The sequence below is a fragment of the Cellulomonas fulva genome (assembly GCF_018531375.1).
GTDB classification, from domain to species: domain Bacteria; phylum Actinomycetota; class Actinomycetes; order Actinomycetales; family Cellulomonadaceae; genus Cellulomonas; species Cellulomonas fulva.
The window spans coordinates 2,300,822-2,313,806 of sequence record NZ_JAHBOH010000001.1 but is presented as its reverse complement, the minus strand read 5'-3'; the positions used below and the strand labels follow the sequence as shown (position 1 = coordinate 2,313,806).

Here is a 12,985-nt window from a genome sequence, read left to right as displayed (position 1 = left end):
GGCGCAGGGGGCCGGCCAGCGCGGTTCGCCGGGCGAGCGGCTCGGTCAGTGTCCCGGCTCGGCGCGCCAGCTCGAGTGCTTGCGCGACGCGACCCACGCGGCGACCTGGGTGCGACGCTGCAGGCCCATCTTGGCCAGCAGCGACGTGATGTGGTTCTTCACGGTCTTCTCCGCGACGCCCAGGCGCTCGGCGATCTCGCGGTTGGACATGCCCTCGCCGATCAGGTCCAGCACGCGCAGCTCGCTGGGCGTCAGGTTCTCGGTCGGGTCGTCGTGCCCGGCGCGGCGCCGCGTCACGGTCCGCTCGTCGAGGAGCGAGCGGCCGGCGGCGACGGCGCGGACCACCTCGGTGATCTCCGCACCGCGCACCGACTTCAGCAGGTACGCCGCCGCTCCGGCCTCGAGCGCGGCGGCCACCGCGTCGTCGTCGTCGAACGACGTCAGGACGATCGCGCGCGCGTCCGGGTGCTTCTCCCGGACCTGACGCATGAGGTCGATGCCCGTGCCGTCCGGGAGCTGCAGGTCGACCAGCATGACCTGCGGGTGGACCAGGGTCGCGCGGCGGACACCGTCGGCGACGGAACCCGCCTCGGCGACCACCGTCATCCCCTCGGTGCGTTCCACGACCTCCGCGATCCCGCGGCGGACGACCTCGTGGTCGTCCACGATCATGACCGTGATCGGTCCGGACTTGGCGGCTGAGGCGGCGTCGACGTTCGGCACGGTGGCATCGTAGCGAGCCATGAGGACGATCCTGCTGCCCACCACGCTCGAGGACCCGGTCGAGCTGCCCGACGGCTGGCGCGCCGTGCCCTACGACCCGCAGCTCCCGCTGCCCGACGACACCGCGGGCGCGGAGGTGCTCGTCGTCTGGGGGAACCGCCGCGCCGCCCTCGCGCAGGCCGCCGCGGAGCTCACCGACCTGCGCTGGGTCGCGTGCCTCGCGGCGGGCACCGACGCGGTCGTCGACGCCGGCTTCCCGCCCACCGTCACCGTCACCTCCGGGCGCGGGCTGCACGACGCGACCGTCGCCGAGCACACCCTCGCCCTGGTCCTGGCGTGCGCGCGGCGGCTGCCCGACCTGGTGCGCGCGCAGGACGAGCGCCGCTGGGCCGGCGAGCTCGGCGGGCTGCAGCCGGTCCACGACACCTCGTTCCGCTCGCTCGCGGACGCGCACGTGGTGGTCTGGGGGTTCGGCTCGATCGCCGCGCGGCTCGCGCCGCTGCTCGCCGCGCTGGGCGCCCGGGTCACCGGGGTCGCCACGTCGGCGGGCGAGCGGCACGGGTTCCCCGTCGTGACGCCCGACGAGCTGCCGTCGGTGCTGCCCGGCGCGGACGTGCTCGTCGGGATCCTGCCCGCGACCGCCAGCACGCAGCACGCGATCGGCCGCGACGTGCTGCGCGCGCTCCCGGCGCACGCGTTCGTCGTCAACGTGGGCCGCGGCAGCACGCTCGACGAGGCCGCCCTGCTGGACGCCGTCCGCACCCGGCACCTCGCCGGCGCCGCCCTCGACGTGTTCGAGCGCGAGCCCCTGCCGCCCTCGAGCCCGCTGTGGGGCGAGCCGTCCGTGCTGATCAGCCCGCACGCCGCGGGCGGTCGGCCGCGCGGCGCCGGAGCGTTCCTGGGTGCCGCGCTGCGCGCCTACGACGCGGGCGACGAGCTGCCGAACGTCGTCCCCCGCTGACCGGGTCGCCGCCGCGCCGGCAGCACGCTCGCGCCGTGGCCCGCCGTGGCCCGTAGTGGCCCGCTGGGAGCCGCCGACGTCGTCAGGACCGGCGGGTGCGGGGCGCGGGCTGGCAGCGCGGGCAGTAGGCCGCGCTGCGGTTCATGAAATCGACGCGCCGCACGGGTGTCCCGCAGCGCGGGCACGGCCGTCCCTCCTGCCCGTACACGGCCAGGCTGCGGTCGAAGTACCCCGAGGCGCCGTTGACGTTCACGTACAGCGCGTCGAAGCTGGTCCCGCCCTGCGCGAGCGCCTCGCTCATCACCTCCGTCGCGGCGTCGAGCACGCGCTCGACGTCGACGCGGCGGAGCGCCGCGGCCGGCCGCGCGAAGTGCAGGCGGGCGCGCCACAGCGCCTCGTCGGCGTAGATGTTCCCGACGCCGGAGACGAGGGTCTGGTCCAGCAGCGCCCGCTTGACGCCGGTGCGCCGGGCGCGGAACGCGGTGACCAGCGCGGCGCGGTCGAGCGCCGGGTCGAGCAGGTCGCGGGCGATGTGCGCGACAGGGCGCGGCACCGCCGCGAGCGGGCTCCCCCGGCCGCCCGCGGCGGCGTCGGGCGTGGGCACGAGCTCCTGCACGCTCAGGTGCCCGAACGTCCGCTGGTCCACGAAGTCCAGCGCGCCGCCGTCGTCGAGCCGCAGCCGGACGCGCAGGTGCGGGTGCCGCAGCGTGCCGGGGTCCTCGAGCGTCCCCGGGGCGCGGACCAGCAGCTGACCGCTCATCCCGAGGTGCGCGAGCAGCGCCTCCACGGGCTCGTCGTGCTCGTCGGGCTCGTCGGGCTCGTCGTGCTCGTCGCGCTCGCCGTGGTGCCCGGGCACAGCGGGTCCGTCGTGCTCGAGCGGGAGCCACAGGAACTTCCCGCGGCGCACGGCGGCCGCGAGCCGCGCGCCCTGCAGGCGCCCGACCAAGTCCAGCGGACCCTCGGGGTGCCGACGGACGCTGTAGTCACGCAGCACCTCGGCGCTGACGACGGTGCGTCCGACGACGTGGCGGGCGAGCCCGTCCCGGACGGTCTCGACCTCGGGAAGCTCCGGCACGGCAGGCGGGTCAGTCCCCGGCCCGCAGCCGCTCGTCCTCGGGGCACGGCCCGGGCGCGAGCTCGCGGAGCACCAGGTACGCCGCCTCGGCCGCCTCCTGCTCGGCGACCTTCTTCGCGGGCCCGGTCCCGGTGCCGCGCACCACGTCGCCGACGACGGCGTGCGCGGTGAACGTCCGCGCGTGGTCGGGGCCCTCGCCCGTCACCTCGTACCGCGGCGCGCCCAGCGACAGCGCCGCGGACAGCTCCTGCAGGGACGTCTTCCAGTCCAGCCCGGCGCCCAGGTCACCCGCCGCCTCGAGCGTCGGTCCGACGAGCCCCTCGACGACCTGGCGCGCGACCTCGAGCCCGTGCGTCAGGTACACCGCGCCGAACAGCGCCTCGAGCGTGTCCGAGAGGATCGAGTCCTTGTCCCGGCCGCCGGTGGCGAGCTCGCCCTTGCCGAGCAGCACGTACGCGCCGAGGTCGAGCTCACGCGCGACGGCGGCCAGCCCCCGCTGGGACACGGTCGCGGCCCGCATCTTCGCGAGCGCGCCCTCCGGGTCCTGGGGGCGCGAGCGGTACAGCGCCTCGGTGACGACCAGGCCCAGCACGGTGTCGCCCAGGAACTCGAGGCGCTCGTTGGTGGGGATGCCACCGGCCTCGTGCGCGAACGACCGGTGGGTCAGGGCGAGCACGAGAAGTTCGGGGTCCAGGTGGACCCCGAGCTTCTCGAGGAGTTCGGTGGCCGTCGCCCCCGCTGCGGCGTTCATGCGCGCACCGAGGGCGTCACGACGGCGTCCACCCGCGTCAGCGGGCGTCGTGCTCGCTGCGCAGCGCCTCGGCGTACTGCCGGCCGTTGTAGGCACCGCACGACGGGCACGCCGTGTGGGGCTTCTTGTCGGCCTTGCAGTTGGGGCAGGACGTGATCGTCGTGGCAGTGGTCTTCCACTGCGACCGACGCGCACGGGTGTTGCTGCGCGACATCTTGCGCTTCGGAACCGCCACGGCTAGCTCTCTTTCGTCTCGTCGTCCTGGCTCACCAGCCCGCTCAGGGCGGACCAGCGAGGGTCAAGCGTCTCATGCGAATGGTCAGGGTCGTCCGCCAGGCGCGCTCCGCACTCGGAGCACAGGCCCGGGCAGTCGGGCTGGCACAACGGCTGGAACGGCAGAGCCGGCACGACCGTGTCCCGCAGCACGGGCTCGAGGTCGATCAGGTCGCCCTCCAGCTCGTGCACGTCCTCCTCGTCGTCCCCGGCGTCTGCCGCGGCCGCCGCCCGCTCGGGGTAGACGTACAGCTCCGTGAGCGAGACGTCGACGTCCTCGACGACCTCACCCAGGCAGCGCACGCACTCCCCGACCGCCCGGCCCCGGACGGTGCCGGAGACCAGGATCCCCTCCATGACGGCCTCGAGCCTCAGATCGAGCTCGACGTCGTCACCTTCGGGGATGCCGATCACGTCGGTACCGAGATCCGCGGGAGCAGGCACCGTGCGCTCGTCCGTCCGCATCGATCCCGGACGTCGGCCGAGCTCGTGGGTGTCGAGCACGAACGGCGAGCGGGGATCGAGGTGACCTGGGCGCTGCACAGCCGTCCCCTCGCTTTGCTTGCTTGATCTCGGTACCCACCAGACCGGCAGGACCAACCGCCAACCCTACAGGTCACCCCGGAGGGCGCCCAAATCCCCGCGGCCCTCCCGCGACGCCTCGGGACGTGACGCTCCCCACGTCCGGTCCGTCAGCCGTCCGACGACAGGCGCCCCGCGAGCTTGGCGCGGCCCGCCTGCACCTGCCCGAGCACCTTGCCGAGATCGATCTCGAAGTCGGCGAGCCGGCGGTCGCAGTAGTCGTCCGCGTCCCGGCGCAGCTCGTCGGCGGTGCGCTGGGCGTCGGCGACGATCTGCGCGGCGTGCTCCTGCGCCGCGGTCACCACGGCCTCCCGCGAGACGAGCTCGGCGGCCTCGCGGCGGGCGCGCTCGAGGATCCGCTCGGCGTCCTCCTGCGCCGCGGCCCGGGCGGTGTCCGCGTCGGCCAGCACGCGGTCGGCCTGCGTGAGCTGGTCCGGCAGGACCTCGCGCGCCTGCGCCACGAGGTCGAGCAGCTCGGCGCGGCTGACCAGCACCGACGACGACATCGGCATCGACCGCGCCGCGACGACCGCCTGCTCGATCGCGTCCAGCACGCCCGTCAGACCCTCGGTCCGCTCCTCGGGTTCGGTCACGACCCGCTCCTTCCGTCGGCGTCACGGGCTCTCGGCCGGCGGTCCGCCGGCCGTCCCAGCCTCGCACGCGCACCTGTCACGACGCCGCCAGCGCCGACCGGACCGCGTCGGCGACCCCGCCCGGGACCAGGTCGTCGATCGAGCCGCCGTACCGGGCGACGTCCTTGACCAGGGACGACGCGACGTGCGCCAGCGCCGGGTCGCCCACGACGAACACCGACTCCACCCCGGTCAGGTGCCGGTTCATCAGCGCCATCGGCAGCTCGCCGTCGAAGTCCGCACCGCCGCGCAGACCCTTGACGACCGCGCTCGCCCCGACCTGCCGCACGAAGTCGGCGAGCAGCCCGGGCACCACCTCGACGCGGATCCCGGCGTCCTGCGCGAAGACCCCGCGCGCGAGCGCGACGCGCTGCTCGGCCGCGAGCAGCGGCGACTTGCCGGAGTTGCGCGCCACCCCGACGACCACCTCGTCGAACATCGAGCGGGCGCGGCGCACGACGTCGACGTGCCCGAGGGTCAGCGGGTCGAACGATCCAGGGCAGACGGCGACGCTCACCGGCCCACCCTAGCCAGCCCGTGCGCGGTCGGCGGCCGGGTCACGGGACGTCCTCGGCAGCCGGCTCGGCAGTCGGCTCCGCGAACCACACCGCGGTCTCGCCGTAGCTCCGGTGGTCGAAGCGCGCGAGGCCCTCCGGCCACACCGGCTCGGCCGCGCGCGTCGACCGCTCCACGACCACGACAGCGTCCGGTGCGAGCGCGGGCACCAGGCCCGCCAGGACGGCGCCGAGCGCGTCCTCCGCCAGGTCGTACGGCGGGTCGACGAGCACGAGGTCCCAGGCGCGCCCGGGCTGCCCGGGCTCGTCAGGGCGTCCCCCGGGCCGGTCGACGAAGCGCTCCGCGCGGTCCGCCACGACGACGACGCGGTCGGCGAGGCCGAGCGCGGTCGCGTTACGGCGGCACACGTCCGCGGCGGCCCGCGCGGCCTCGACGAGCGTCACGTCCCGGGCGCCGCGGCTGACGGCCTCGAGCCCGAGCGCACCCGAGCCGGCGAACAGGTCGAGCACACGTGCGTCGGCGACGACGCCCAGGTGCTCGAGGCGGGAGAACAGCGCCTCCCGCACGCGCTCGCTCGTCGGACGCGTGCCCGACCGCGGGACCTGCAGCACCCGACCGCCCACCGACCCCGCGACGATGCGAGTCACGTCCTGTCCTCCCCGTCCTGTCGAACCGCCGTGTCCCGTCGACGAGCGGCCCGGCGCCCTGCCCGGTCCCGCTCGACCCTCCTGGCGCGTCCCACGGCTCCGCCGACGCCCCGGGCACAGCCTGGCCCACGGCGGGCGGCACGCGCGCCGTGGGCGAGCACGGCGTCAGGCACGGTCGAGGAACTCCTCGCGGTCGCCGGCCAGCAGCTGCTCGATCGCGGCGGCCAGTTCGGGGTGCGCGGCGAGCTCCGGGTCCCCCTCGACCACGGCGCGCGCGTCCGCCCGGGCCTGCTCGATGAGCTCGCCGTCCCGCGTCACGCGCAGCAGCCGCAGCGAGGACGACCCGCCCGACTGCGACGCCCCGAGCACGTCGCCCTCGCGTCGCTGCTCGAGGTCGAAGGCTGCGAGCTCGAACCCGTCGAGGGTCCCGGCCACGTGCTGCAGCCGCTCGTCGGCCGGGCTGCCCGGCCGAGCGCCGGAGACCAGCAGGCAGACCCCGGGTGCGGTGCCGCGGCCGACCCTCCCCCGGAGCTGGTGCAGCTGCGACACGCCGAACAGGTCGGCGTCGAGGATCACCATCACGGTCGCGTCCGGCACGTCGACCCCGACCTCGACGACCGTCGTGGACACCAGCACCGGGACCGTCCCCGACGCGAAGTCCGCGAGCGCACGGTCCTTGTCCTCGGGCGCCATCCTGCCGTGCAGCACGCCGACCTCGAGGCCGGCGAGGTCGGGGTGGGCGCGCAGCTCGTCGGCCACCTCGAGGACGGCGCGCGGCGGCCGGCGCGGCGCCTCGCCGGCGTCCGCGAGCGTCGCGGCCTCCTGCGCGAGCAGGTCCGCGCCGTCGCTGTCGTCGCCCGTGATCCGCGGGCAGACGACGTACGCCCGGCCGCCGCGGGCGACCTCCTCCCGCACCCGCCCCCACGTCCGCGCCATCCAGGCCGGTCGGTCGGCCGGCACGACGAACGAGGTGATGCCCGCCCGGCCCGCAGGCAGCTCGCTCAGCACCGACGTCTCGAGGTCGCCGAACACCGTCATCGCGACCGTGCGCGGGATCGGCGTCGCGGTCATGGCGAGCAGGTGCGGCTGCGCGGCGGCCTTGGCGCGCAGCGCGTCACGCTGCTCGACGCCGAAGCGGTGCTGCTCGTCGACCACGACGAGCCCGAGCTCGGCGAACTGCACCGTCTTCTCGAGCAGCGCGTGCGTGCCGACCACGATGCCCGCCGCGCCGGAGGCCGCGTCCAGCAACGCCTGCCGCCGCGCGGCACCCGTGACGGAGCCGGTGAGCAGGCAGACCTGCGTCCCGACGTCCGCCCCACCCAGCAGCCCGCCCTCGGCGAGGTCGCCCAGCAGCGCGCGCAAGGACCGTGCGTGCTGGGCGGCGAGCACCTCGGTCGGCGCCAGGAGCGCGGCCTGGCCCCCGGCGTCGACGACCTGCAGCATGGCCCGCAGCGCGACCACGGTCTTGCCCGAGCCGACCTCGCCCTGCAGGAGCCGCTGCATCGGCACCGGCTGCGCGAGCTCGTCGGCGAGCTGGTCGCCCACCTCCCGCTGCCCCGCCGTGAGCGTGAACGGCAGTCGCTCGTCGAACGCGTCCAGGAGGCCGCCCGGGACCCGGGGCCGGGCCACGGCGGGCTGGCCGGCCGCACGCGCGCGCCGTCGGGCGAGCTCGGCCTGCAGGACGAACGCCTCCTCGTACCGCAGCCGGTGCCGCGCCACGCGCCAGTCACGCTCGTCCTGCGGCCGGTGCACCCGCCGCAACGCGTCGACCAGGTCGCCCAGCTCCCGCGCCGCGCGGACGTCCGCGGGCACCGGGTCCGGGACGTCTCCCGTGCGCAGGGGGCCGAGGACGACCTCGACCGTCGACGCGATCTTGGCGCTGTCCAGCGCGGCGCTCGCCGGGTAGACGGGCAGCGGGCGGGCCGCCTTGTCGAGCGCGGCGTCCGGGTCGTCGTCGTCGAACCACACCATCTCGGGGTTGGCGAGCTGCGCGCGGCCCTTGAACCAGCCGACCTTGCCGGTGAACAGACCGCGCCGCCCGGGCCGCAGCTGGTGCTCGAAGCCCTTGGCCATCGACGTGCGCTGCGCGAAGAACGCGAGGTGCAGCACGGACGTCCCGTCGGTGACCTGCGCCTCGACGCGCAGCTTCCCCGAGGACGGCGACCGAATCACGCCCGAGGCCGACCGGACCTCGGCGACGACCGACGCCTTCTCGTCGACCACGAGGCCCGCGATGTCCGTGAGGCGGCTCGGGTCCGCGTAGCGGCGTGGGTAGTAGCGCAGGAGGTCGCCGGCGGTACGGATGCCGAGCGCCTCGAACTTGGGCGCCAGCCGTCCCGCGACCGTGGCGACCGGCTCGTCGAGCGTCGTCCTCACCGGCGCCGCGCCGTCCGCGTACCGCACACGTACCTCCTCCTCGTCCGTTCCTCCGGCCCGCCGCCCGCGGCCTTCTGTCCGGCCACCGTCCGGCGACTGTCCGGCCACCGTCCGGCCACCGTCCAGTCAGTCGACCGCCACCAGCATGACCGGTCCGGCGGCCCCCACGACGACGGTCGCCTCGAGACCGAGCGCGCGCGCCACCTCGTGCGCCCGCGCGTCGACCGCCGCACGCTCGTCGTCCTCCACCTCCGGGACGACGACCGTGAGGCTCTCCGCCGGCTCCGACCCGGCGACCAGTGCCTCGACCGTCGCCCGCAGCCGGGCCACCTCCGGGACGGGCAGCGCCGCGACGCGGACGCGGGCGGTCGCGAGCGCCGCCGCGTGCACGCCCGCCGCCTCGCCGGTCGCGAACGCGAGGGTGGCCACGAGGGCCCGCGCCTCGTCGTCGGCACCCAGCACCTCCAGCCCTGGGTCGTCGAGCAGCTCCTCGAGCTCGACGCCCGCCACGGCGCCGCCCGGCACCAGCAGGACGTCGGCGGCCCCCGTGTCCTCGACCGCGCGGCGCACGTGCGCCGCGGTGACGGGCTCCTCGCCGCAGCGCACCACGACGACCGCCCCCGCCGTCGCGTACCAGGCGGCGAGCCCCGGCGAGGCCGTCACCACCACGAGTCCCCACCCGGGCACCGGCGCGCCGGAGCCGAGCACGTCCACGATGTCCAGGCGGCGGACGACGACCTGCTCGCGCCGGCCCACCGCGCACGCCTCGACCGCACGCGCGGGCTCGTCGGTGTGCACGTGGGCGTGCCACCACCCGTCCGCACCGACGACCGCGACCGAGTCGCCGATCCGACCGAGCGCGCTGCGCAGCGCGTCGCCGACCTCCGGGCCCGGCGGGGTGCCGTGCACGACGAGCATGACCTCGTACGCCCCGCCGGCGGCCGGCGCCGGACCGTGCGAGCCGGCGCCGCACGGCACCTCGTCGCCGGCCGCTCCGCCCGGGGTCCGGTCGGCCGAGCGCTCGTCCCCCGCGGCGACCTCCCGCCGGGGCAGCCACGACGAGGGTGCGCGGACCGGTGTCCCCGCGAGGGAGGCCGCGAGCGCGTCGACGACGACGAGCAGCGCGCACGCACCCGCGTCGGGGACGTGCGCGAGGCGCAGGACGGGGTGCTGCGCGGAGATGCGAGCCAGCGCCTGGTGTCCCGCCGCCGCGGCCTGCGTCACCACCGCCGCGGGCGAGGCGCCTGCGTCGGCCGCGAGGGTGGCCGCGTCGGCGACCTCGTCCGCGAGCGTCAGGACCGTGCCCTCCTGCGGGTCACCCAGGGCCGAGCGCGCCGCCCGGGCCGCGGCCACCAGCCCGGCCGCGGGCTCCGGCGTCCCGGCCGGGCCGACCGCTCGGCGTGCGAACCCCGCGAGCCACTGGCTGAGGATGACGCCGGAGTTCCCGCGCGCCGCCACCATCGCCCCGCGCGCGAACGTGGCGAGGAGCTCACGGGCGTCCGCGCCGTCGGAGCCGCCGCCGAGCTGCTCCACCGCGAGCGCACCGCCCTGCACGGTGAGCCACGCGTTGGTGCCCGTGTCGGCGTCGGCCACGGGGAACACGTTCACGGCGTCGATGCCGCCGCGGGCGTCGGCCAGCGCGGTGCTCGCCGAGCGCGCCCACGCGGCGACCTGCGCGGCGCGCAGCTCTCCCCGGTCCGTCACCCGCGCCTCCCGTCCGCCGCCGTCGTCACCCGTGCCGGTCGCTCGTCCGGCTGTGCCCGTCCCGCTGTGCCCACCGTGCCCGCCGTGCCCGCCGTGCCCGTCGTGCCCGTCGTGCCCGTCCACATCCTCGACGCGACGCACCTCACCCTGCCCGACGCCACCCACATTTGGGACGCCCGCCGGGCATGGGCTAGTCTTGACCGGTTGCCCGACAGGTTCGGGCACGCCCGGGCAGCCTGTGGCACGACTCCGTGACGCAGCGGCTCCCACCCCAGACTCCGGCCGCGATCCTTCGCGGCTGCCCATGTACCACCCGCCAGAGCAACAGGAGAAGACCGTGGCCGCCACCTGCGACGTCTGCGCCAAGGGCCCGAGCTTCGGGCACAGCATCTCGCACTCGCACGTCCGCACGAAGCGTCGCTGGAACCCGAACATCCAGCGCGTGCGCGCGGTCGTCGCCGGGACGCCCAAGCGCCTCAACGTGTGCACCTCGTGCCTCAAGGCCGGCAAGGTCCAGCGCGCCGTCTGAGCCGCCGCACCCGCTGGTCGCCGGTACCACCGGCCGCCGAGCACCTGCACCACAGCATCACCGCAAGGCCCGCGAGGATTCACCTCGCGGGCCTTGCGTCGTCGTGGGCATGTGGCAGGGTGACCCCATGGCTGAGCAGATCGAGGAGCTGACGATCCGAGCCGCCGGTCCCGGCGACGCGGCCGCCATCGCCACGGTGCACGTGCGCTCGTGGCAGGAGGCGTACGCGGGCATCGTCGCCGGCGACTACCTCGCCTCCCTCGACGCCGCCGACTGGACGCAGCGCTGGGAGCAGCACCTGCGGGACGCGGAGGACGACGAGATCCGCACCTGGATCGCCCAGGACGGCACGCGGACGCTGGGCTTCGCGTCCCTGGGCCCGAGCCGCGACGAGGACGCGGCGCGCGGCGACCTCGAGGTGTACTCGATCTACCTCGAGCCCGGCGCCTGGGGCCACGGCGTCGCCCGGGAGATCATGCGCACGCTGATCAACGAGGCCGGCGAGCAGACCACGCTCACCCTCTGGGTCCTGGCGGCCAACGAGCGAGCACGGCACTTCTACCGACGCCACGGCTTCCAGCCGGACGGCGTCGAGCGGTACGAGCGGGTGGGTGGCGAGGAGCTGCTCGAGGTCCGCTTCCGCCGCGGCTGACCCGCGCCGCCGCGCGCCGGTCTCAGCCCGCGAAGTGGTCCCAGCCGGCACGGACGTGCGGCGGCGCACCGTCGACGGTCACGCGCGCGCTCTCGTCGTCGGCCGCGTGCACCGTGCCGATCGCCCGGAACGGCGCGGGCAGAGCCGCACCCTGCGGGAAGGCGGCCAGCAGGCCGTGGTCCTCGCCCCCGCCCAGCACCCAGTCGAGCGGGTCGACGCCGGCGCGGGCGGCGGCGTCGGCCACGCCGCGCACGTCACCCTCGAGGGCGTCGGACCGCACGTCGAGGCGGACCCCGCTGGCGGCGGCCATCCGTCCCGCGTCCCGCAGCAGTCCGTCGGACACGTCCAGCATCGCGTGGGCACCCGCGCGGGCGGCGGCCGGTCCGCCCGCGAGCGGCGACCCGGGCCGCAGGTACGCCCGGATCGCGGCCTCGTCGCCCGGTCCGACGAGGTCCGCCGAGAGCAGCGCGAGCCCGGCCGCGGACGCGCCCAGCACCCCCGCGTGCGCCAGGACGTCACCCGGGCGGGCGCCGGACCGCAGCACCGGCGCGCGCCCCTCGAGGTCGCCGTGCGCCGTCACGCCGACCACGACGACAGGCCCGCCCGAGAGGTCACCACCCACCACGCCGACGTCCCACGGGGCGCACGCGAGCGCGAGCCCGCGCGCGAGCCCCTCGACCCAGCTCACGGCCAGGTCGCCCGGGACCGCGAGGGTGACCACCAGGCTCGTCGGCACCGCGCCCATCGCGGCGACGTCCGCCAGGTTCTGCACGGCCGCGCGGGCCCCGACGTCCTCGCCGGTCGACCACGCGCGGCGGAAGTGCCGGTCCTCGACCAGCACGTCGGTGGTGACGACGAACCGTCCGTCCGCCGCCGACACCACGGCCGCGTCGTCGCCGGGCCCGACGAGCGTGGCGGACCCGGCCGGCAGCAGGGGCACGATCCGGCCGAGCAGCTGCTCCTCCGTCAGGTCCGCGACTCGCACCCGGTCACGCTAGCGCCGCATCTCACACGCCGCGGTGACCGTCCGCGCGCCGCGGCACCCGCGACGGTGGTTACGGTGGTCCGGTGATCCTGCGCCGTCCGTCCGCCGCCCTCGTCGCGGGCGCGGCGGTCCTCCCGCTCGCGGCGTGCGCCTCGACCGTCGCCACGACGGCAGCCCCGTACGGGACCGACCCCGTGTGCGCCGAGGTCGTGCTCGCAACCCCGGACGAGCTCGCGGACGGCCTGACCCGGCAGGACACCGACGCGCAGGCGACCACGGCCTGGGGCGACGAGGCCGGGTCCGTGGTCCTGCGCTGCGGCGTCGAGCCGCTGGGCCCGACGACGGACCGGTGCGAGACCGTCGAGGCGGCTGACGGCACGTCGGTGGACTGGGTCGTCGTGGCGAGCGACCCCGACGACGAGGCCGCGTCCGACTGGACGTTCACCACCTACGGCCGCGTCCCCGCGGTCGAGCTCGCGGTACCGGCCGAGGTGGCGCGCACGCACCCCACGTCGTTCCTCGACGCGCTCGGCCCCGCGCTGCAGCACACCGAGCGCGAGCGCGGCTGCCTGTAGCCCG

Annotated in this window: 15 protein-coding genes; 4 read left to right on the top strand and 11 right to left on the bottom strand. The window is 76.3% G+C overall.

Annotated features, from left to right (window positions below):
* Window positions 1-45 precede the first annotated feature (45 nt).
* Entirely contained in the window at window positions 46-672 is a 627-nt protein-coding gene (locus tag KIN34_RS10315; RefSeq protein ID WP_214352022.1) for a response regulator, read from the bottom strand.
* A gap of 70 nt (window positions 673-742) precedes the next feature.
* On the opposite strand from KIN34_RS10315, the gene KIN34_RS10310 reads away from it, so the two are divergent.
* Complete coding sequence (locus tag KIN34_RS10310) at window positions 743-1,684, top strand: NAD(P)-dependent oxidoreductase (protein ID WP_214350028.1); 942 nt, start codon at window positions 743-745, stop codon at window positions 1,682-1,684.
* An 82-nt stretch (window positions 1,685-1,766) separates the two neighbouring features.
* Here the strand turns inward: KIN34_RS10310 and mutM are convergent, their stop codons facing one another.
* The 9 genes from mutM to KIN34_RS10265 all read right to left on the bottom strand — a co-directional run bounded on the left by mutM (window position 1,767) and on the right by KIN34_RS10265 (window position 10,240).
* Entirely contained in the window at window positions 1,767-2,759 is a 993-nt protein-coding gene (mutM, locus tag KIN34_RS10305; RefSeq protein WP_214350026.1) for a bifunctional DNA-formamidopyrimidine glycosylase/DNA-(apurinic or apyrimidinic site) lyase, read from the bottom strand.
* 10 nt (window positions 2,760-2,769) lie between these two features.
* On the bottom strand, window positions 2,770-3,510 hold the full coding sequence (gene rnc / locus KIN34_RS10300; protein ID WP_214350023.1) for a ribonuclease III: 741 nt from the start codon (window positions 3,508-3,510) through the stop codon (window positions 2,770-2,772).
* Between the two features lie 37 nt (window positions 3,511-3,547).
* The gene (gene rpmF, locus KIN34_RS10295; protein WP_214350020.1) at window positions 3,548-3,745 is read right to left on the bottom strand and encodes a 50S ribosomal protein L32; all 198 of its coding nucleotides are present in this window, start codon (window positions 3,743-3,745) and stop codon (window positions 3,548-3,550) included.
* A 2-nt stretch (window positions 3,746-3,747) separates the two neighbouring features.
* Window positions 3,748-4,326, bottom strand: a complete 579-nt coding sequence (locus tag KIN34_RS10290; RefSeq protein WP_214350018.1) for a YceD family protein — start codon at window positions 4,324-4,326, stop codon at window positions 3,748-3,750.
* Between the two features lie 149 nt (window positions 4,327-4,475).
* Window positions 4,476-4,958 (bottom strand): hypothetical protein, encoded by a 483-nt coding sequence (locus tag KIN34_RS10285; RefSeq protein ID WP_214350016.1) that lies wholly within the window; start codon window positions 4,956-4,958, stop codon window positions 4,476-4,478.
* Between the two features lie 76 nt (window positions 4,959-5,034).
* A complete protein-coding gene (gene coaD, locus KIN34_RS10280; RefSeq protein WP_214350015.1) occupies window positions 5,035-5,514 on the bottom strand; it encodes a pantetheine-phosphate adenylyltransferase in 480 nt (159 codons plus the stop codon).
* A gap of 40 nt (window positions 5,515-5,554) precedes the next feature.
* A complete protein-coding gene (rsmD, locus tag KIN34_RS10275; protein ID WP_214350012.1) occupies window positions 5,555-6,160 on the bottom strand; it encodes a 16S rRNA (guanine(966)-N(2))-methyltransferase RsmD in 606 nt (201 codons plus the stop codon).
* A gap of 165 nt (window positions 6,161-6,325) precedes the next feature.
* Window positions 6,326-8,563 (bottom strand): ATP-dependent DNA helicase RecG, encoded by a 2,238-nt coding sequence (locus KIN34_RS10270; RefSeq protein WP_214350010.1) that lies wholly within the window; start codon window positions 8,561-8,563, stop codon window positions 6,326-6,328.
* A gap of 99 nt (window positions 8,564-8,662) precedes the next feature.
* A complete protein-coding gene (locus KIN34_RS10265; protein ID WP_214350008.1) occupies window positions 8,663-10,240 on the bottom strand; it encodes a DAK2 domain-containing protein in 1,578 nt (525 codons plus the stop codon).
* Window positions 10,241-10,577: 337 nt separating this feature from the next.
* Here KIN34_RS10265 and rpmB point away from each other — a divergent pair, with 337 nt between their 5' ends.
* Together rpmB and KIN34_RS10255 are read left to right on the top strand one after the other, a co-directional pair.
* Window positions 10,578-10,769, top strand: a complete 192-nt coding sequence (gene rpmB, locus KIN34_RS10260) for a 50S ribosomal protein L28 (protein WP_019136706.1) — start codon at window positions 10,578-10,580, stop codon at window positions 10,767-10,769.
* 127 nt (window positions 10,770-10,896) lie between these two features.
* Window positions 10,897-11,421: a GNAT family N-acetyltransferase gene (locus KIN34_RS10255; protein WP_214350006.1), complete on the top strand. Its 525-nt coding sequence runs from the start codon at window positions 10,897-10,899 to the stop codon at window positions 11,419-11,421.
* 22 nt (window positions 11,422-11,443) lie between these two features.
* Here the strand turns inward: KIN34_RS10255 and KIN34_RS10250 are convergent, their stop codons facing one another.
* Window positions 11,444-12,406 (bottom strand): thiamine-phosphate kinase, encoded by a 963-nt coding sequence (locus KIN34_RS10250; protein ID WP_214350003.1) that lies wholly within the window; start codon window positions 12,404-12,406, stop codon window positions 11,444-11,446.
* Window positions 12,407-12,489: 83 nt separating this feature from the next.
* Between KIN34_RS10250 and KIN34_RS10245 the strand changes: the two genes are divergently transcribed.
* Window positions 12,490-12,981: a DUF3515 family protein gene (locus tag KIN34_RS10245; RefSeq protein WP_214350000.1), complete on the top strand. Its 492-nt coding sequence runs from the start codon at window positions 12,490-12,492 to the stop codon at window positions 12,979-12,981.
* Window positions 12,982-12,985: the final 4 nt, after the last annotated feature.

Coding starts and splice junctions, on each gene's coding strand:
- KIN34_RS10315 (WP_214352022.1), bottom strand. CDS start 672: ATGATCGTGGACGACCACGAGGTCGTCCGCCGCGGGATCGCGGAGGTC.
- KIN34_RS10310 (WP_214350028.1), top strand. CDS start 743: ATGAGGACGATCCTGCTGCCCACCACGCTCGAGGACCCGGTCGAGCTG.
- rnc (WP_214350023.1), bottom strand. CDS start 3,510: ATGAACGCCGCAGCGGGGGCGACGGCCACCGAACTCCTCGAGAAGCTC.
- KIN34_RS10255 (WP_214350006.1), top strand. CDS start 10,897: ATGGCTGAGCAGATCGAGGAGCTGACGATCCGAGCCGCCGGTCCCGGC.